A 17,994-nucleotide genomic window follows, 5' to 3' on the forward strand; every position below is an offset into this window, starting at 1 on the left:
GCGATGCCGCCCGCCTGCCTATTCAGTTTGCCTCGGGACTGGGAGTAACTTGTCCCCATGGCCAAGGAAGAAGCGACTGTCACTGTCAGCAGCCCCAGCGGAGACCGGGAAATGAGGATCTCCAGCCCCGGCAGGGTCCTGTGGCCGCAGCTGGGGCTCACCAAGCTGGACCTTGCCCGGTACCTCGTCGACGTCGGGGACGCTTTCCTGGCGGCGAACGGCGACCGTCCCGTGACGCTCCAGCGGTTCGGCGGCGACGTCGACGGGGAGCAGTTCTTCTCGAAGAACCCGCCCAAGGGCGCCCCGGACTTTGTGCGCTCGGTCACGGTGGTCTACCCCAGCGGCCGCTCACATCCCCAGCTCGTGATCGACGACGTCGCCGCGGCGGTCTGGGCGGTGCAGATGAACACCGTGGTCTTCCATCCCTGGGCGTCGCGGGCCGGCAACCCGGACAACCCCGACCAGCTCCGGATCGACCTGGACCCGCAGCCCGGCACCGGGTTCGAGGACGCGATCCCGGCGGCGCAGGAACTGCGGTCCGTGCTGTCCGAGGCCGGGCTGGAGTCCTTCATCAAGACCTCCGGCAACCGGGGGCTGCATGTGTACTCGCCGATCGAACCCACCCGCGAGTTCCTCGACGTGCGGCATGCCGTGATCGCCGCCGCCCGCGAACTCGAGCGGCGGATGCCGGAGAAAGTCACCACCGCCTGGTGGAAGGAGGAACGGGGTGCCAGGATCTTCGTCGACTTCAACCAGGCGAACCGCGACCGCACTATAGCCGGGGCCTACAGCCCGCGCGCCCTGCCCGGTGCCACTGTGTCCTGCCCGATCGGCTGGGAGGAACTGGAGCACGTCACCCCAAAGGACTTCACGATCGTCTCGGTGCCCAAGCGGCTCCGGGACACAGGCGACCCGTGGGCCGCCATGCATGCCACTCCGGGCACGATCGACGTCCTGCTCGGGTGGTGGGAGCGGGATCAGGCAGCCGGGCTGGGGGAAATGCCCTTCCCGCCGGACTTCCCAAAGATGCCAGGCGAACCGATGCGCGTGCAGCCCAGCCGGGCAAAGAACAAGGACTAGCTCCCCGGGACTAAACGTCCAGGAGTCGCTGGCCGTTGAACCAGCAGACCGTGCGCAGCCAGTCGTCGTCGAGGCGTGGCTCCTTGTCCCTCAGGCGCTCCAGAGCCTCCAGTTGATGGGCGTAGGGGTAGGGGATGTTCGGGAAGTCGCTGCCGAGCACGATGCGTTCCGGCATCCCGGCCAGCCGTGCCAGGAGCTCGCGCGGGAAGGGGGCGGCCGCCTCGAAGAAATCCGTGAAGACCATGGTGGTGTCCAGGTGGACGCGCGGGTACCGTTCCGCCAGGTCCAGGAACTCGCCGTACTCCGGTGCTCCCAGATGGGCGACGACGGCGGTCAGCTGAGGATGGCGGCGCATCACGCCCTCGAGTTTGTCCGGGCCGGTGAAGCCGGGCCGCGGCACGGGGCCGCTGCCGACATGGACCACAACCGGAACGCCGGTTTCGGCCAGCAGCCCCCAGACCGGGTCGAGGATCGGCTCGCGCAGATCGAATCCGCCGACCTGCGCGTGGATCTTGAACACCCGCGCGCCGCGGTCCAAAGCCGACCGCACCTGGTCCAGGACACCCTCTTCGGGGTAAAACGTCGCGCTCGGGACGCAGTCCGGTTCTGCGGCAGCCAGACCGAGGGCGAAGTCGGTGAGGTCCGCCGCCATGCCCGGGCGGTGCGCGTAGGTCAGTGCCGTGAAATGCCGCAACCCCAGCCGGCGCAGCTGGGCCAGCCGGCTGGCCTCGTCCGAGCGGTAGGTGATTGGCCACGGCCGGCCGATCAGCGGACCGGACTCATCGAAGTGCGCCCACACCCGCTGCAGCATCCGTTCCGGAAGGAAATGAGTGTGGATGTCGATCAGCCCTGGAAGCCCAAGCCCTGCCCACCACTGCGGCACGTCAGTGTCCCGCATCGTTTCCACCTGGCCTCCTTCGACGTCGTCGTCAGAGAATCCTACCGCCGCTGGGCGCGGAGGATTCCCCGCACGGTGTACCCGACGGCGCAAACCAGTGGTGCCAGTCCTGCCAGCAGCGCGATGGTGTTGGGCCGGAACGTCACGTGCCCGCCGGGGTTGCGGCAGTAGACACCCAGCGGGAGCACGAAGCCCCCGCCCCCGCCGCCGGCCGCGGTGTCCTGGCCGCCGACGACTACGGCGCCTCCGGCGTCGGAGTTTCCACCTCCGCCAAACCCAAAGGACACCAGGGCCACCGGAATCAGTTCCTCCCCGTCCACTGTGACGGCCGGTCCATAGGCCCGGGATACACCCACGTTTTTGAACGTCTCCGCGAGAGACGAAAGTGTTTCAGTCATGGCTACGACGATAGGCGTGCGGTACGGGGCAGCGCCAGAGTCGTCGGCCCCGGACGCCCGGAACCGGGAACGGAGCTACGTCAGGGCCATACGGCCCCTATTTTCCCGCCGGACGTCGAAATAGATTGGGAACCGGACTATCGCACCGGAAGAGAGGCCATGATCATGACGAAACAGACTGGGGCGGCGCCGCAGCTGGCTGAAGTGCTCGCCATCGTGCTGGGCACTGATGGCGTCCCGCTCCGGATTAGGGCCTGGGACGGCACGGAGGCCGGCCCTGCAGACGCGCCGGTGATCGAGTTCCGGTCGCGTCGGGCATTGCGCCGGATGTTGTGGTCGCCCGGCCAGCTGGGCCTCAGCCGCGCCTACGTTGCCGGGGACATCGATGCTCCGGGCGATGTCTTCGCCAGCTTCGCCGCCCTCAGTTCCGCCGGAAAGTTCGCCGAACCTGGACCGTTCCGCCGGCCCACCGCGCGTGAACTCGCCACAATACTCAGGAACGCCGCCCTGCTGGGCGCCCTGGGACCCAACCCGGCACCGCCGCCGGAGGAGGCAAAGCTCGTCCGCGCGGGCCGGCGGCACACACGGAAGCGGGACGCCGCGGCCATCTCCCACCACTACGACGTCGGCAACGATTTCTACGCGCTGGTGCTTGGCCCGTCCATGGTCTACTCCTGTGCTGTGTGGGAGGACGAACAGGCCGGGCTGGAAGCGGCGCAGGACGCCAAAATCGATCTGGTCTGCCGGAAGCTGGGCCTTCAGCCGGGCATGCGGGTGCTTGACGTCGGATGCGGCTGGGGGAGCTTCGCCCTGCACGCGGCCAACAACTACGGGGTCGAGGTTGTGGGCGTGACGCTCTCCGGTGAACAGGCGGCCCTGGCGGGAAAGCGGGTGGCAGACGCGGGCCTGACGGATCGGGTGTCCATCCGCGTCCAGGACTACCGCGACGTCGACGACGGGCCGTTCAATGCGATCAGTTCCATCGGCATGTCCGAGCATGTGGGCCGGGAACAGATGCCCGCCTACGTTGCCAAGCTGTACGGGCTGCTCCGGCCAGGCGGCCGGCTGCTCAACCACGCCATTTCCTGGAACGCGGGACCCACCGCGCCGGATCCGGACTCGTTCATTCCGCGCTATGTGTTCCCCGACGGCGAGATGCTCGGCCTCGCGGAGATGGTCGGTGCGCTCGAGGCCGGCGGGCTGGAAGTGCTCGACGTCGAGGCCCTGCGCCGGCACTACGCACTCACCCTCCGGGCCTGGGTGCGGAACCTCGAGGAACACTGGAGCGGAGCAGTGGAACTGGCCGGGGAAGGGCGGGCCCGGGTCTGGCGGCTCTACATGGCCGCCAGCGCCCTGGGCTTCGAGTCCGGCATGACCGGTGTCAACCAGATCCTGGTGCAGCGGCCCGGCGGGGCCGAACCGCCGCTGCGCCGGACCAGCTGGACCTGAGGCGGTGCGGGGACTGACTCCGCGGAGGCCTCAGCCGGGACCGTGCGCTGCGATGAAGGCGGCTGCGGACCCGGCCAGCGAGGCGCCAACTTCGTCCGCGGTGCGCTTGGTTCCGGCGACATCGAAAGTGTGGCCGCCGCCGTCGCGCCACTCCAGCGTTGCCGTGGGGCCGATCCGGGCCACCACGGACTCCAGCAGCTCGGGCGTGGCGAACGGATCGCGTGTGCCCTGCAGGAAGAGCATGGGCAGCGTCAGCCCGTAGAGGTGTTCGTCGCGGAGCTTCTCCGGCTTGCCCGGGGGATGGAGCGGGTAGCCGAGGTAGATGAGTCCTGCCGCGGGCATCCCCTCGACGACCGCCATGGAGGCCATGCGTCCGCCAAAGGATTTGCCCGCGGCCCACAGCGGCTCGCCCCCGGACCGGGCCGTGGCCTCCGCCATGGCCGCGCGCCACGCCGCTATGGCGGCGGGGGGTCTGTCGGGGAATTTCCGGCCCGCCTCCCGGTAGGGGAAGTTGAAGCGGAGCGTTGCGACGCCCAGTTCGTTGACGGCGCGGGTGAATCCGGCCAGGAACGGGTGTTCCATCCCGGCTCCGGCACCGTGGGCGACCACCAGCGTGGCGGACGGCTTCTCGGGGCGGGCATAGACGCCCGATACGGTGGATTCGCCGACGGCGATCGTGACGGGCGACTCGGGGATGCTCATGAGTCCATCATGACGCTTGCAGTGCGTGCGGATGCTGCGGGAATCGGTCACCCGCGGCCGCGGGCGATACAGCTAGGCTGGTGCCATGAGCAATACCGAGGTGGCCCCTCAGGAGATCCTTTGCGAAACGGAGGACGACGGCTCCGGCGTCGAAATCCTGGTTCCCCGCCAGGTCCCGCTGGGCGGGCCGCGGGCGATGGACGTCAGAAGGACCCTGCCGCAGCGCCGGCGGAGCCTCATCGGCGCCTGGTGTTTCCTGGACCACTATGGCCCGGACCGGATCGGCGAGTCCGGAGGCATGCACGTGCCGCGGCACCCGCACACCGGACTGCAGACGGTCAGCTGGCTCTTTACCGGGGAGATCGAGCACCGGGACTCGGCCGGCTTCCACGCGGCCGTGCGGCCCGGCGAAGTCAACCTGATGACTGCCGGGCGCGGCATCAGCCACTCCGAATTTTCCACTCCGGAGACCGACGTGCTGCACGGTGCGCAGCTATGGGTGGCGCTGCCGGACCGGGCACGCCACATGGAGCCGACCTTTGAGCACTACCGCCCCGAGCCGCTGACGGGGCCGGGCTGGACCCTGCGCGTTTTCCTGGGATCCCTGGCCGGCGCCTCCTCGCCGGTCACCACCCACACGCCGCTGCTCGGCGCCGAGGCCTTGCTCGAAGCGGGCGCCACGCTGGACCTGGTCACGGATCCGACCTTTGAGCACGGACTGCTGGTTGACACGGGAACCCTCGAAGTCGATGGCCGCCCGGTGGCGCGGGACCACCTGGCCTATCTGCCGGCGGGGCGCACGTCAGTTGCCCTGGCGGCCGGCGTCGAGCCCGTGCGCCTACTCCTGATCGGAGGCGAACCCCTGGGCGAGAAGATCGTCATGTGGTGGAACTTCGTGGGACGCAGCCATGAGGAAATCGTCGACTACCGGGCCCAATGGCAGGCGGAAATCGGCGCCGAGGATGTGCTGCCAGCCGCCGGGACGGACAACGCGCGGCCGCGCTTCGGTGAGTTCCCGCCTGGGGAACCGGCGCCGCTGCCGGCGCCTGCGCTCCCGAACGCCCGGCTTCGCCCCCGCGAATGATCCCTCCCACTAAGAAACGAGAAATGTGTTAACCACCATCACCATCCGCAACAACCCCGACCGGCTGCGCTACGAGGTTCTTGACGGCGACACGGTCATCGGCCAGGCGGCCTACATCGACGACGGCGGCACCCACCGGATTTTCTACCACACGGTCATTGACGAGGCGTTCGGCGGCCAAGGGTTCGCCGGCCGGCTCGCGGAGCACGCACTCGAGGACACAGCCGCCGCCGGCCTGAAGATTGTCCCCGTGTGCCCTTACATCAAGAAGTACCTCGAAAGCCACACGCAGTACGCGGCCAGTGTCCAGGCCGTCACGCCGGCATTGCTCGGTGTTCTCAACAGCGCGTTGGCGCAACGCGCCCGGCGCTGAGCCTGCAGCAGGACTCTGACGCTTATTTCACCGTCAGTGTGCCGTGCATTTGCGGGTGGTAGATGCAGTGGAAGGTGTAAGTTCCGGGCTGGGTTGGTGCCGTAAAAGTAGCTGAACCGCCGTTGCCCTTGACGTCCACGTTGAAGGCCGAGCCGTCGTCGGCGCTCACGGTGTGGCGGGCGCTGCCGGGTTCGTCCCACGACGCCGACGGCCCCGGCACCGGTCCTGCCGGTACCGGGGCCGTCGATGAGGAGTTGTAAATGTTCAGCCGGCCGGCTGCTAGCTCATGCAGTCGGCGCAGTACGCGTGGCCGGCCTTCTCACGCGCCAGCTGAGAGCGGTGCCGGACCAGGAAGCACGAGTAGCACGTGAACTCGTCTTCCTTCTGCGGAATGACGGTGACCGTCAGTTCCTCGCCGGACAGGTCGGCGCCCGGCAGTTCCACGCCTTCGGACGTGTCAGCCTCGTCAAGCTCACGGGTGACGCTGCGGGCGTCCGGCGCGTTCGCGGAGCGAAGGGCCTCTAGCGAGGCGTTGCGTGATTCCGCAACGTCGGATCGGACTTCGTCATAGTCGGTTGCCACCTGGTTGATTCTCGATTCCGTTGGTCTGGGTTTCCCGGGATTGAACGGTACAGCATCCACCCGTTAATTTGCTGGGTGTAAGGGGACTGTGGGAAGTGACCCTCATGACACCGGCGCGGTTGGAGGGAAATGCCACGGCCGGGCCCCGCCCCGGAACGTGTTCGATAATCGTCGCGCGGAGTTAATGTGCCGTTCACGGCGTGATCCTAAGCTGGACCCTTAGTCACCGTCCGCCGGAAGGGATCCATCATGGCCGATATCGCTGCAGTGCTCGGACGGCTCACGCCGGAAGAAATGGACGGCCTGCGGGCCCTCGGCCCCGCGGGGCATCTGCCCAGGCACCTGACGGAGGCCCTGGACCGCGCGGCCGGCGGCCCGGGGGCGGGACGCGGGTACTACGTTCCCACCGGCAGCGTGAGTTCCACCGGGGGACCACACTTTGTCCTACGCAGCGACGTCTCCGGCTGGTTGTTCGGTCCTCCTGCCCAGGTTTCGCGGCGCACCGGGGACGTTTAGGACCCTCCCGCCGCGCTCTCCTCCCGGCGCCCCGAGGCGCCGGAGGCGCATACTGTGTCTGAGGAGAGGAGTCCTGCGATGAGGATTTTGATGGTGGAGGATGAACGGCACCTCGCCGACACCGTCCGCCGCGGACTCGTGAATGAAGGCTTCGTGGTGGACGTGGCCCACGACGGCGTCACCGGCCTGTCGTCCGCCAGCGAATCCGCCTACGATGCCATCCTGCTGGACCTGATGTTGCCGCTCATGAACGGTTACGACGTGCTCAAGGAGCTCCGCCGCCGCGGAATCTGGACCCCGGTGCTGATGCTCACGGCGAAGGACGGCGAATACGACCAGACGGACGCCTTTGACCTGGGTGCCGACGACTACCTGACCAAACCCTTCAGTTTCCTGGTGCTCGTGGCCCGGATCCGCGCCCTGATCCGACGCGGGGCGCCGGAGCGGCCCGTGGTGCTGACTCTGGGGACCCTGTCGATCGACCCGGTCACCCGGCGCGTCCGGCGCGGCGCATCGGATATCCCGCTGACTGCCCGGGAGTTTGGGCTGCTCCACTATCTGATGCGCCGGCACGACGAGGTTGTGTCGAAGGCGGAGATCCTCGACAACGTCTGGGATTCGGCCTTCGAGGGCGGGGACAACGTCGTTGAGGTCTACATCGGTTACCTGCGGCGCAAAATCGACGCCCCCTTCGGTGTCCGCAGCCTGGCTACCGTGCGGGGGATGGGTTACCAGCTCAGCTCCGACCAGCTTCCTGAGCCGGTGCAAGTTCCGCCCCCGCCTCCGGAGCCTCCCGCTCGAGCACGGAAAAAGTAATTTCGAAACGGCATTCACCGTCGGGGCCTTCGGCTGCCCGGATGGTGCCCTGGTGGGCGGTCATGATCCCGGCAGCGATCGCCAGGCCCAGGCCGCTTCCACCGCCTTCACGGGACCTGCTCTCGTCGAGCCGGACGAAGCGCTCAAAAATCCGGGTGCGCTCCGCCTCGGGTACCGGGACGCCGTCGTTGTCGACCGTGATGACGGCGCCGGCGTCCGTGGTGCGCAGGACGACGCGGATCCGGGACAGCGCGTGCCGCTCGGCGTTGTCGAGGACGTTCCGCAGGACCTGGCCGATGCGCCGGGCGTCGCCCCGGATCCGGACCGGGGTGAGGTCGGCGGAAACCTGATGCCGGCTCTCCGCGCGCAGCCTCCGGATTTCCTGGTCAACAACGTCATCCAGGTCCACCTCGGCATCCTCTATCGCCAGCCCCCCGTCGTTCGCCTTGGCGAGGGTGAGCAGGTCTTCCACCAGATAGCGCATGCGGTCGGTCTCGCCGGCAAGAACGTCCTTCATTTCGGTCCACATCGCGCCGGACGGATCCGCTGCGGCGATCTCGACGCCGGCACTCAAGGTGGCCAGCGGGCTGCGCAGCTCGTGGCTGGCGTCAGAGACGAAGCGGCGCTGTTCGCGGTCCGATGCCTGCAGCCTCTCCAGCATCATGTTCATGGTCAGGGCCAGTGCCTCGAGTTCGTCGTCGGTGCGCGGAACGTCGACGCGGCCGTCGAGGTGGTCGGCGTTGATCCGGGCAACCTGGCCCCGGATCCTTTCGACCTGCTTCAGCGAACGGCCCACCAGCAGCCACACGGATACGGCAACGATGGCCAGCAAGAGAGGCGTAGCCGCCAGCAAAAACCAGGCCACGGTGACCACAGTGTCGGACTGGACCTGCACCGAGGAGGCCACCACCACTGTATAGGGCGCTTTAGCGACCACTACACCGGCTGCGACCACATGGAAGTCATCGTTGTTGCCGATGTTCGGAAGGCTGGAGACATCCTGTGCCTGGGTCTGCCCCGGCGGGGGACGCAGCCCGGTCAGGGGCACTTGGGCGGCCTTGGGATCGGAGGCGGCAGCCACCTGCCCGGAAGAGTCGATGATTTGGACGTACTGGCCGGCGTAGCCCGTCAGCCGGATATATTCGGCCGCATCGTCCAGTTCATGGTCAGCCAGCTCAACGATCACGTTTTGTGCCCTCCGAAGGGAAGACGTGTCGATCGCGGCCGTAAGGGTGCTCTGCAGCAGCGCGATCCAGATGACGCCGCCGACCAGCAGGGCAACGGCCACGACGGCGACCGCGGCCGCCGTCGATCGCTTGCGCAATCCCCAGCTGGCCCGGCCGCGGTACCGGCCGGACGGGGTAGTGGACGTGAGCTTGTCCATGTTTCAAGAATGCGGCACCCGCGGTCCCCGGACAACCGCCACAGAACACTTTTAGGTTGCAGGATCCGGCGGAGGCCTTCTCAGCGTCCTCTCAGGTGCTTTAAGGCACAGTTGGACCAAGACGAAGTCCAAAACAGACTACCGGCCGCACTCTCTCCTCAACCAGTGTGCGGCCGGTCATTTTTTTGCGTTGTGACGCCCAGAGGTGCCCGTTCCGGTCCGCCAATGCGGGGCATCAGGACAGCGGCGTTACCCTAAGCCAGACGAACTCGTGGGGTTCGAGCGCGATGCCGTGTTCAAGGTTCGCGGGGGCTCCGGTCAGGATATCGAGGGCGTCGACTACGAATCCGGAGAGCGTGGCCGCCGCCACTGTCTGGGCCAGGTCACTGAAGTTGGCCAGCGCCAGGATCCGGGTTCCGTCCCCCGGCCGCTGGTAGCCGAGGACGCCTGGGTTCTTTGTTGCGAAATCCAGCAGGCGGGTGCCAGCCAGTTCGGGCGCGCGGGAGCGGCCGGTGATCATGTTCCGTAGCCCGGCGAACACCGCGCCCTCCGGTGTGGAGGTGTCATGGCGCCGGGCATACCGGGCGGCGGGGAAGTGCGGCCTGTGGACCCAGCGGCTGTCGGTGCCGTGGCCGTCCTCAAGGGGGAAGTCGTAGTCGTTAACCTGCCCCACCTCGTCGCCAAGGTAAAGCAGCGGGATTCCGCCGGTGCTGAACGCGACCGAGTGGGCCAGCAGGATGCGGTCCACCGCCTGGCCGGTGCCGCCCTCCAGCCCGCAGAGGGACGCCGTCGTCCCGGAAATGCGGCAGTCGCCTGTCCGGGGGTTGTCCTGGAACGGAACGCCCCGGGCAAAGCTGCCCGGGAAGCGGTTGACGTAGAAGGAGTTCAGGAACCTCCGGTGGTCGAAGCCGTTGATGCCCAGCTCAGCGGCGTCCTCGTCCGCGAAGGTCCAGCCGATGTCGTCGTGGCTCCGGACGTAGTTGACCCAGGAGGTGGCCTCCGGAATGTTGTGCCGCCGTTCCAGCGCCTGGGCCAGCAGGGAGACATCCCGGGTGGCCATGGCTTCCCAGATGAGCGCCATCTGGAGCGGGTTATAGGAGAGCTGGCATTCTCCCGGGTCGATGTATTGCGCCACCTCGTCCGGGTGCACGATCGCCTCGGACTTGAACAAAAGCGATGGGGCCGCGATCCGGCACACGGCGTTGAAGGCACGCAGCAGCAGGTGTGCTTCGGGCAGGTTCTCGCAGGGCGTTCCGAGCTGCTTCCAAATGAAGGCAACAGCGTCCATCCTCAGGATGTCCACGCCAAGGTTGGCCAGGAAGAGCATCTCGCCCGTCATGGCCCGGAACACCTCAGGGTTGGAGTAGTTCAGGTCCCATTGGAAGGTGTGGAACGTCGCCCAGACCCAGCGCCCGTCCGGCATCGGAACAAACGAGCCCGGATGGTCATCCGGGAAGATCTCGCGCACCTGTTCCTCAAACGCGTCCGGCATGGTCCGGTCGGGATAGATCCAGTAGTAGTTGCTGTAGTCGGGATCCCCGGCGGAGGCCTTACGCGCCCACTCGTGTTCGTCAGACGTGTGGTTGAAGATGAAGTCCACCACCAGGCTGATGCCGTTGGCCCGTAGCTCGGCGGCAAGGGCGCGCAACTGCTCCATGGTGCCAAGGCTTGGGTTGACTTCGCGGTAGCTGGAGACGGCATACCCGCCGTCGGAGTGCGGCTCGGGCGCCAGGAACAAGGGCATCAGGTGAAGGTACGTGAGGCCCAGTTCTTTGAAGTACGGGATCCGGCCGCGGACACCGTCCAGGTTCCCGGCGTACCGGTCGACGTAGCAGACTCCGCCGAGCATCTCGTTGGTCAGGAACCAGCCGCTGTTTTCCCCGCGGACGTCGTCGAGGGACTTTAGCTCCGCCGGCCGCTCGGCCCACGATTGTGCGGCCTGCTGCACCAGGGCAGTCAGCTGGTCCGCCCAGTCCGCGCGGGTGCCGTAAAGATCGTGGAACAGCCGCGCCAGTTCGGGGAGGTGGGCGTCCAGGCGGCCCCGGAAATCAGCCGCGTCCTTGTCTCCGGGCCCGGGTCCAGGGCCCGGAAGGGCGCGCTGGCGGGCTGTTTCGACGGCGTCGGCGATTTCAACCACGGAGGTTCTCCTTTGTTGGTCTAGCTGGCGACCCGGATGAAGAGCGGATCCATCGGCTGTCCGGCCGCGTACTGGCCGTCGAAGAGTTCGGACCCCTCGGGAGAAATGACGACGTCGACGTGGTCCCAGACGAGGGACCCGTCGGCGTCGCGCGGTTTCACAGGGCTAAGGAAGCCGACGGCGGTACGGTCCTGGCCGCCGCCGTCGCCGGTACTGATGGACAACACGCCGCTGCCGGAGGTGAAGGTGATCCAGGGGTCCAGCAGCCGGACCAGGAGCATGCCGTGGTGCCCGGCCAGCCGGACGTCCCCCCGGAAGCGCAACACGCCGGTGCCGCGCGCGGCGTCGTAGTCGGACGTATCGGGGCTGAAGGAGAACAGCGACGATCCGGACACGGTGGCCCCGGCGGTCGCCGAAACCGACCCGTCCGGCAGGCTGGCGATGTAATCGATGAAGCTGCGCTTGATGCCCCAGCTCAGGCCCGGCGGAGGCAGCGGATCGGGCGCGGTGTTCGCTGGGTGCACGTACGTTCTCCTGTGGCTGTGAGGCTGGTCTCTCCTGAGCCTATCGGCGGATTGCCCGCCGGATGAACTGGCGCCCGGTCAGCGCGACATCCGGAGTATTTCTCTGAGGGCGTAGGCGGCCCCGGACTACCTCCGAGGGGCCAGTGGTTGACTTAGATAAGTACCAGCTCTGGAGGTGCAATGTGGCCACTGCGACCAGCCGGATCCCCGGACCCGAGGCGTCCGGGGACCCTCTCGATTCCTACTCCGCGACGGTCATCCGTGTGGCCGCTGCCGTGACCCCGCATGTGGCCGCGCTCGAAGTGGACGGCACGGGCCGGCACGGCCGGTTCCGCACCGGCGCCGGATCCGCCGTCTTGTTCACCTCCGACGGGTACCTCTTGACCAACGCCCACGTGGTGGCCGGCGCCCAGCGGGGCAGCGCGGTGTACTCCGACGGGACACGCACAGCCGTGGACGTGGTCGGCTCTGATCCTCTCTCGGACCTCGCTGTGGTGCACGGGAAGGCCCCGACCGCCGCCCCGGCGGATCTCGGCGATGCGGAGTCGCTCCGGGTGGGACAGTTGGTCATCGCGGTCGGGAACCCACTGGGACTCTCGGGGTCCGTGACCGCCGGCGTGGTCAGCGGACTGGGCCGTTCAATCCCCGTCTGGTCCGGCCGTAACCGCCGCATGATCGAGGACGTCATCCAGACTGACGCTGCCCTCAACCCGGGAAGCTCCGGCGGGGCGCTCGCGGACGCGCGGGGCAGAATCGTCGGCATCAACACGGCGGTGGCCGGGGCAGGGCTGGGACTGGCGGTTCCCGTGAACGCCACGTCCAGGCGGATCATTGCTGCCCTCCTGAAGGACGGCCGCGTCCGGCGGGCCTACCTAGGCCTAGTCAACACCCCTGTCCGGCTGCAGCCAAGCGCTGTGATCAGAACCGGACGCCGCGAAGGTCTGCTGGTGGTGGAAGTTCTGGCTGGCTCTCCCGCCGAGGGGGCCGGACTCCGGCCCGGCGATGTGCTCCTCAGCGTCGGCGAAAAGGCAGTTTCCAATGCCGAGAGTCTTCAAAGACTGCTTTTTGCTGAGGCGATTGGCATGCCCCTGGAGTTGTCGGTCCTGCGCGACGGCGCGGAAACCACGGTGACCACCGTTCCCGAGGAGATGTCCGAGGAATGATGGATTTTCAATGCAGTTCCGAATTTCTAAGGGAATGCGGCTGGAAAATTTTTCCGTACGCAGGCGGGGTGAACTGTCGTTTGGCAGCGGCCGGAAATATGCAGAAATAGCCCGCGCCGCTGAATTCTCGGTGAGGTGCGGCAGGGCGGCTCACGCACCTACTCACGGGGGGAAGTTCCGTTCAGCAACTGGCCTTCGGCCCCTCTGCGGCGACGCCACCGCCCCTGTTCGTGGGTCCGCAAGGGGTTTGGATTCACCTACCCGACGAAGTCGGGCCGACTGGGTGCGGCGATACTTGCCACCGGTTCAGAGTACTCACATTGTTTTCGGGCGGTACTTGGTGGCGCTCAAGGGTGTACTCGACTTTCCTCACGGTAAAGGAACGGGTAGCTTCATTGCTTGTTGTGCTGCGCTTTGCGTGTCACCGTTTCCGTAGAAAGTCGGACGGAAATGAGTCTCAGCACGCGTTTCAATAATTCCTTCCGACTCTCCGAATATGGATTAAGTTCTAAATGGGGAAATCGGAGATCAATGTGGACAATTTGGGCGTAAGTGCGCCAGCAATTTCGGTCCGGCTATTCGGGACCTTCGAAATCCGGAGAAATGGCGCCGTACTCACGGCCGCGGACATGGGCGGCTGCAAGCCCCGACACATCCTGGAAATTCTCCTGCTGAATCTGGGGACCCCTGTCTCCAAGACGCGCCTCGTGGAGATCCTGTGGGGACCACGGGCCAGCAGCGGCGCCGTCGCCAACCTGGAGAGCTATGTCAGTGGTATCCGCAGGGCGATCCAGCCGGGCAACACCAAGACGGGACCTCTGCGCACAGCGAACGGCGGCTATGTACTGGATCCGCAGCTGGTGGAGCTGGACCTGTCGGAGTTCCAACAGCTGGTCCATGCGGCCCGGCAGTCCGCCCCGGCCGAGGCTCACGAGCTGGCCCTGCAGGCCCTGAAACTCGCCGATGAGCCGCTGCTGGGCTTTGAGCTCGTGGCCGATTGGGCTGAAGATGCCCGGACGCGGCATGCTGCCGAGAAGGTTGCCGCCCAGATTCTCGCCGCCGAGACCGCCGCTTTCCTCGACAAACCACAGCTGACCATTTCGCTCGCACAGGCGGCCATCCAGTCCGAACCGCTCAACGAACGTGCCTGGACCATTCTTGTCTCGGGGTATGAACAGGCCGGACTTCCGGTGGAGGGGCTGTCAGCCTACGAACGCTGCCGCCGGCTGTTTGACCGCGACCTGGGCTGTGCCCCTGGTCCGGCCTTGCAGGCCGCGCATTTGAGGCTGCTGCGGCAGCGCGCCGAGGGAAACACTGAGCTTTCCGAAGTCCTGGCGGCCCTGCTTTACCTGGGGGAACGTCTGCATGGCCCCAAGCGCACGCAGTTTGCCGCCGAGGAATCCCGGCGCATGCACGAGAATGCCGGCCGGGTCCTCGATTCATTCCTTCAGCAGGCGCTTGCCGCCGCCGTCTGACTGGGTGTGTCTGCCCTACTGGTTGCCGACGGACATATCGCCGACGCCGGGCGTGCCATCGGCGAGCGCGTAGCGCTGGAGCACGGCACCCATTGGTGAAGCGACCACCGGCTCGATGAGTCTGAGGTTTGTCGGGACCACTCCGTCGGCGAAGACCTTCTTCCCACTGCCGAGGAGGATCGGATAAACCCAGAGCGTGAGCCGGTCGAAGAGCCGCTCGGCGAGCAGGGTTTGTACGAAGTTGAGACTGCCGATGACGTGGATGTTGGTGTGCCGGTCGCGCAGTTCTCGCACGGCGGCGACGACGTCGGGTCCGAGCAGTGTGGAGCCGGCCCACTCCAGGTCCGGCGCCTGGCGTGAGGCCACGTATTTCGGGAGCCGGTTGAACAGCCGCGCGATGTTCCCGTCAGCGTGCGGCCAGTACGCGGCAAAGATGTCGTAGGTCCGGCGTCCCAGCAGCAACGCGTCCATCCCCGCCATTCCTGCGTCGATCTGCTCGCCGACCACCTTGTCTATGAGCGGCGCCTGCCAGCCCCCGAACGCGAAACCGTTGTTAGGGTCCTCCTCCGGCCCGCCTGGCGCCTGCGCGACGCCGTCGAGCGTCGTGAACAGGTCGATATGGATGAGTCCCATGCCGTGCTCCTTCTGTGCCGCCCGTCGTCGGCCGGCGACGGAATCACTTCGAGGCTGGCACACGTGCCCGGTGCGAAGCAACGGTGTTTATCGGCGCTGTTTTCGGGGGCAGTCACGCGGCTTTGACGACGGGGAGCTCGGCCCAGTGCGTCGTGTAGCGCGGAGACAGCATGTCGCGTTTCATGCTCCAATCAGGTCCGCCCCGGATTCCGGCGTAGCCCAGGCCGATTGACCCCCGCCCGTATCTTCGGCTGACGTCCTCCAGCAGCGGGCCGATGCCGCGTTGCTCGTGTGGATTCTCGAACACCGCCAGGGGCGCCTGGTTGCCGGTGGGGCGCAGATCGGTGACCATGATGCCCGCGCGGACGTACTTGACGCCGTCGTCAATCCGGGGGAGCAGGGCGTAGGCTGCCCTCGCCAGGAGAACGGGGTCGGCGGTGGGCATCGGCAACGGCACGCAGACGGAGGGGTTCGAGCTGCTATCCGGGTTGTAGTAGGACGTGGCGGCGAACGCTGTCAGCACCTTGGCCTGCAGCCCGTGACGCGCCAGCCGGGCGCTGGCCTGCTGGCCGTAGACGCCCAGCACCTGGCGCAGCCCGGCGCCGGTGGTGATCGGAGCCGCGAAGGACCGGCTGAAGATGAGCTGGTCGCGGCCGGTTCGTTCCTCTTCCAGGGGGATGCACGGCGTCCCGTTGAGTTCGAGGACCGTCCGCATCAGCACCACCGAAAACCGGTCCCGGATCCTGATGGGGTCCGCACGCGCGAGGTCCAGCACGGTGTGGATTCCCTGTGCGTTCAGGCGTTTGGTCAGCCGCGCGGCCACACCCCAGAGTTCGACCACGGACAGACCCGCCATGAGCTTCTCGCGCTGGGCGGCGGGGACAGCGTCCCAGTGGCAGACGCCGTCGAACGCCGGATTGTGTTTCGCCCACTTGTTGGCGAGTTTCGCCAGGGTCTTGGTGCCGGCGATCCCGACGCAGACGGGGACTCCGACGTTCCGGCGCACCGCCGTTTTCATGGTGTGGCCCAGGCGCTGCAGTTCCTCCGGGCTGCCGTTGACGCCAAGGAAGGCCTCGTCGATGCTGTAAACCTCCAGCCAGGCGGAGTAGCGGCCGAGGAGCTCCATGACGCGGGCGCTGATGTCGCCGTAGAGCTCATAGTTGCTGGAACGCGCCACGAGCCCCCATTCCTTCGCCCGGGGTGCGAGCTTGAACCAAGGCTCGCCGAGGGGGATCCCGAGGGCCTTCGCTTCAGGGGAGCGGGTGACAGCGCAGCCGTCGTTGTTGGAGAGCACCACGAGCGGACGTCCCTCCAGGGAGGGGTCGAAAGCGCGTTCGGCGCTGGCGTAGAAGCAGTTCACGTCAACCAAGGCGATGCTGCCCCGGCCGGGGGTAGCCCTAGACATGGTGCAGGCAGCGGGTCGCGACGCCCCAGACGACAAGGTCCGACAGCGCCGGAACCCTGATGTCCGGGTAGCGGGAGTTGTCGGCCTGCAGCACTGCGCCCGCGGCCGTGATGCGCAGCCTCTTGACCGTGAGCTCGCCATCAAGGACCGCGACGACGACACAGCCGTCGCGGGGCTCGAGCGCGCGGTTTACGATCAGCTCGTCGCCGTCGCTGATCCCGGCGCCCTCCATGGAGTCCCCGGACACCCTGACGATGTAGGTGCTGGTGATGTCCTTGATGAGGTGTTCGTTGAGGTCGATGCGGCCGTCGAAGTAGTCCTGGGCCGGAGAAGGGTAGCCTGCGGCAACCGGCACTGGCGAGATCAGGACCGACAGAAGAGAAGTGCCCGCGTCTATCACGCGGGGCCCAATGATTACGCCCACAACACACCTTTATTCGAATATATGTTCGATACATTCAGTGTAGCCCCGGGCGCTGACATTGAGCAGACCCGGGCGCCGGCGCGGGCCTTCGTCGGACGGCTTGAACGCCAGTGGGACAGCCTGGGCCGTGCGGCGGCCTCAGTCCACGGCCGGCCGTTGCGACCGCAGGATTTGCAGGTACTGAACAGATCGTCGAAGGGGGCAGAAATGTGATGGCCCGATCTGTAGGGTGACTGCATGGATGAAACGCCGCGATTCCGTTCACCGCGATGGTGGCCTTGGGCCGTTGCGATCCTCCTCTTGATCACCGTGAACATAACGCTTCTGGGGTATAGGAGCGGCGAGTGCGTTGACTACACAATCGAGTCTGGCGCTACGAGCATGTGTACTAGCGGCCCCGCCCTCAGCATGGATGGCACGTGGATTTTGGCGACGGTGAGCGTGGTCGCCGTCGTCTACTTCGCGGGGCGCCTCGTGCACGCAGTTAGAGCCCGCAGGGACTAACCTGTCACGGCAGAGGTAACGAGAGAGCTCGCTGCGATCAGCGCGATGAGCCCTCCGGCGATGAGTCCAAGCATCACACCTGGGGGCGTGTATGCCAGTACGTTGAGAGCGATGAACGCTGCCACGACCAGCGCGAGGAAGGCGAGGAGACAACCAACCATCGCGCGTTGCCATTTGTCGGTTGATGGATCGAATTTGTGGTCGCGGGCGCATATGACCAGCCGCAGTCCAATGACGGCGATGGCTTGCCAGCAGGCAATTGCGCAGATTCCCCAGATGATGGCAGGAACCGCGAGGGGCTCGACTTCCGGGAAGACAGCAACTGCTCTCTCCACCGCGGAGGGGATGATCCATACCTGCGCGAACACGGACATGAGCAGCAAGATGCGAAGTCCCGCAATCAGCGCGAACGAGGTTCGACGAGTCATCTGCGCCTCCTGCCGCTGC

At 66.7% G+C, this 17,994-nt stretch carries 20 protein-coding genes; 8 read left to right on the forward strand and 12 right to left on the reverse strand.

What is annotated here, in order from left to right; genetic code table 11:
• The first annotated feature begins 57 nt into the window (after positions 1 to 57).
• Positions 58 to 1,080 carry a non-homologous end-joining DNA ligase gene (ligD, locus tag AC1DC5_RS06845; RefSeq protein ID WP_476864648.1) on the forward strand — a complete coding sequence of 341 codons (1,023 nt, stop codon included), beginning with the start codon at positions 58 to 60 and terminating at the stop codon, positions 1,078 to 1,080.
• A 10-nt stretch (positions 1,081 to 1,090) separates the two neighbouring features.
• On the opposite strand, the gene AC1DC5_RS06850 is transcribed toward ligD, so the two are convergent.
• A complete protein-coding gene (locus AC1DC5_RS06850; RefSeq protein ID WP_476864988.1) occupies positions 1,091 to 1,978 on the reverse strand; it encodes an amidohydrolase family protein in 888 nt (295 codons plus the stop codon).
• A gap of 41 nt (positions 1,979 to 2,019) precedes the next feature.
• Positions 2,020 to 2,376, reverse strand: coding sequence for a hypothetical protein (locus AC1DC5_RS06855; RefSeq protein WP_476864649.1), 357 nt, complete (start codon positions 2,374 to 2,376; stop codon positions 2,020 to 2,022).
• A 165-nt stretch (positions 2,377 to 2,541) separates the two neighbouring features.
• Here AC1DC5_RS06855 and AC1DC5_RS06860 point away from each other — a divergent pair, with 165 nt between their 5' ends.
• On the forward strand, positions 2,542 to 3,825 hold the full coding sequence (locus AC1DC5_RS06860; protein ID WP_476864650.1) for a class I SAM-dependent methyltransferase: 1,284 nt from the start codon (positions 2,542 to 2,544) through the stop codon (positions 3,823 to 3,825).
• A gap of 30 nt (positions 3,826 to 3,855) precedes the next feature.
• Here the strand turns inward: AC1DC5_RS06860 and AC1DC5_RS06865 are convergent, their stop codons facing one another.
• Positions 3,856 to 4,527, reverse strand: a complete 672-nt coding sequence (locus AC1DC5_RS06865) for an alpha/beta hydrolase family protein (RefSeq protein ID WP_441403975.1) — start codon at positions 4,525 to 4,527, stop codon at positions 3,856 to 3,858.
• Positions 4,528 to 4,612: 85 nt separating this feature from the next.
• Here AC1DC5_RS06865 and AC1DC5_RS06870 point away from each other — a divergent pair, with 85 nt between their 5' ends.
• Together AC1DC5_RS06870 and AC1DC5_RS06875 are read left to right on the forward strand one after the other, a co-directional pair.
• Complete coding sequence (locus AC1DC5_RS06870) at positions 4,613 to 5,611, forward strand: pirin family protein (protein ID WP_476864651.1); 999 nt, start codon at positions 4,613 to 4,615, stop codon at positions 5,609 to 5,611.
• 25 nt (positions 5,612 to 5,636) lie between these two features.
• The gene (locus AC1DC5_RS06875) at positions 5,637 to 5,984 is read left to right on the forward strand and encodes a GNAT family N-acetyltransferase (protein WP_476864652.1); all 348 of its coding nucleotides are present in this window, start codon (positions 5,637 to 5,639) and stop codon (positions 5,982 to 5,984) included.
• A gap of 22 nt (positions 5,985 to 6,006) precedes the next feature.
• On the opposite strand, the gene AC1DC5_RS06880 is transcribed toward AC1DC5_RS06875, so the two are convergent.
• Positions 6,007 to 6,204 carry a cupredoxin domain-containing protein gene (locus AC1DC5_RS06880; protein ID WP_476864653.1) on the reverse strand — a complete coding sequence of 66 codons (198 nt, stop codon included), beginning with the start codon at positions 6,202 to 6,204 and terminating at the stop codon, positions 6,007 to 6,009.
• A 59-nt stretch (positions 6,205 to 6,263) separates the two neighbouring features.
• Positions 6,264 to 6,566 carry a DUF4193 domain-containing protein gene (locus AC1DC5_RS06885; RefSeq protein WP_346926970.1) on the reverse strand — a complete coding sequence of 101 codons (303 nt, stop codon included), beginning with the start codon at positions 6,564 to 6,566 and terminating at the stop codon, positions 6,264 to 6,266.
• A 249-nt stretch (positions 6,567 to 6,815) separates the two neighbouring features.
• Between AC1DC5_RS06885 and AC1DC5_RS06890 the strand changes: the two genes are divergently transcribed.
• Together AC1DC5_RS06890 and AC1DC5_RS06895 are read left to right on the forward strand one after the other, a co-directional pair.
• On the forward strand, positions 6,816 to 7,082 hold the full coding sequence (locus AC1DC5_RS06890; protein ID WP_476864654.1) for a hypothetical protein: 267 nt from the start codon (positions 6,816 to 6,818) through the stop codon (positions 7,080 to 7,082).
• A 78-nt stretch (positions 7,083 to 7,160) separates the two neighbouring features.
• Positions 7,161 to 7,898: a response regulator transcription factor gene (locus AC1DC5_RS06895; RefSeq protein WP_476864655.1), complete on the forward strand. Its 738-nt coding sequence runs from the start codon at positions 7,161 to 7,163 to the stop codon at positions 7,896 to 7,898.
• On the opposite strand, the gene AC1DC5_RS06900 is transcribed toward AC1DC5_RS06895, so the two are convergent.
• From AC1DC5_RS06900 to AC1DC5_RS06910, 3 genes are all read right to left on the reverse strand, one after another.
• Positions 7,819 to 9,282: a sensor histidine kinase gene (locus AC1DC5_RS06900; RefSeq protein ID WP_441403981.1), complete on the reverse strand. Its 1,464-nt coding sequence runs from the start codon at positions 9,280 to 9,282 to the stop codon at positions 7,819 to 7,821. The genes AC1DC5_RS06895 and AC1DC5_RS06900 overlap by 80 nt on opposite strands.
• Before the next feature lie 235 nt (positions 9,283 to 9,517).
• On the reverse strand, positions 9,518 to 11,419 hold the full coding sequence (locus AC1DC5_RS06905; RefSeq protein WP_476864656.1) for an amylosucrase: 1,902 nt from the start codon (positions 11,417 to 11,419) through the stop codon (positions 9,518 to 9,520).
• A 20-nt stretch (positions 11,420 to 11,439) separates the two neighbouring features.
• Positions 11,440 to 11,943, reverse strand: coding sequence for an HtaA domain-containing protein (locus tag AC1DC5_RS06910; protein ID WP_441403982.1), 504 nt, complete (start codon positions 11,941 to 11,943; stop codon positions 11,440 to 11,442).
• 182 nt (positions 11,944 to 12,125) lie between these two features.
• Here AC1DC5_RS06910 and AC1DC5_RS06915 point away from each other — a divergent pair, with 182 nt between their 5' ends.
• Together AC1DC5_RS06915 and AC1DC5_RS06920 are read left to right on the forward strand one after the other, a co-directional pair.
• A complete protein-coding gene (locus AC1DC5_RS06915; RefSeq protein WP_476864657.1) occupies positions 12,126 to 13,106 on the forward strand; it encodes a S1C family serine protease in 981 nt (326 codons plus the stop codon).
• 512 nt (positions 13,107 to 13,618) lie between these two features.
• On the forward strand, positions 13,619 to 14,581 hold the full coding sequence (locus AC1DC5_RS06920) for an AfsR/SARP family transcriptional regulator (protein ID WP_441403984.1): 963 nt from the start codon (positions 13,619 to 13,621) through the stop codon (positions 14,579 to 14,581).
• Positions 14,582 to 14,596: 15 nt separating this feature from the next.
• Here the strand turns inward: AC1DC5_RS06920 and AC1DC5_RS06925 are convergent, their stop codons facing one another.
• From AC1DC5_RS06925 to AC1DC5_RS06940, 4 genes are all read right to left on the reverse strand, one after another.
• Entirely contained in the window at positions 14,597 to 15,214 is a 618-nt protein-coding gene (locus AC1DC5_RS06925) for a dihydrofolate reductase family protein (protein ID WP_476864658.1), read from the reverse strand.
• Between the two features lie 112 nt (positions 15,215 to 15,326).
• Positions 15,327 to 16,619, reverse strand: coding sequence for a Y-family DNA polymerase (locus AC1DC5_RS06930; protein WP_476864659.1), 1,293 nt, complete (start codon positions 16,617 to 16,619; stop codon positions 15,327 to 15,329).
• On the reverse strand, positions 16,612 to 17,043 hold the full coding sequence (locus AC1DC5_RS06935) for a LexA family protein (RefSeq protein ID WP_476864660.1): 432 nt from the start codon (positions 17,041 to 17,043) through the stop codon (positions 16,612 to 16,614). Before AC1DC5_RS06935 ends, AC1DC5_RS06930 begins: the two co-directional genes overlap by 8 nt.
• Positions 17,044 to 17,543: 500 nt before the next feature.
• Positions 17,544 to 17,975, reverse strand: coding sequence for a DUF2975 domain-containing protein (locus AC1DC5_RS06940; RefSeq protein WP_476864661.1), 432 nt, complete (start codon positions 17,973 to 17,975; stop codon positions 17,544 to 17,546).
• Positions 17,976 to 17,994: the final 19 nt, after the last annotated feature.

It is taken from the genome of Arthrobacter sp. 10L424 (genome assembly GCF_056395325.1).